We start from the raw sequence: 471 nt of genomic DNA, 5'->3' as shown, positions 1-471 counted from the left end.
CACGCAAGGTGATTATCACCCGGCCCGACGGCACCCAGATAGAGAATCAGTACGACGAGAACGGCAATCTTTTCCGGATGATTGACCCGGAAGGCATCGTTTCTGAATACACCTACAACTCCGACAATCAGATCGTCCTGGAAGCGAAAAATGTCTCTCCGTCCAGCAACGATCAACAGACCCTCTACACGCGCTACACCTACTATGGGTCTGGTCGCCTGGAATATGTTGTGTCGCATGAGGGCCGGGTCACAAAAACCTTCTACAACTCGGATGGCCAGCACTATCGGACCTTGGTGTATTCCGGCCATGAAGATCCAGATGCGGGCCAGAGTTACCGCTTTGGCCAGGGCACCAATACCATTCTGTCCAGCGCTGAAGTCAAAGCCTGGACACAGACACTTACAAATCTCGAAAACCTCGCCGACACACGATATTGGTATGATCACCGGGGTGCGTCTGTCGAAGAAT

General features: G+C 52.7%; 1 protein-coding gene. It reads left to right on the top strand.

The genetic code is table 11. The annotated features are described in order from the left end of the window. Positions 1 to 77: 77 nt before the first annotated feature. A partial coding sequence (locus RMQ97_RS15485; RefSeq protein ID WP_413661804.1) for a hypothetical protein occupies positions 78 to 471 on the top strand: 394 nt, incomplete at its 3' end.

Source organism: Maricaulis sp. D1M11 (genome assembly GCF_047308265.1).
GTDB lineage: Bacteria > Pseudomonadota > Alphaproteobacteria > Caulobacterales > Maricaulaceae > Maricaulis.
Note: the sequence above shows the minus strand (reverse complement) of the source record. Positions and strands in the feature narration are given on the sequence as shown.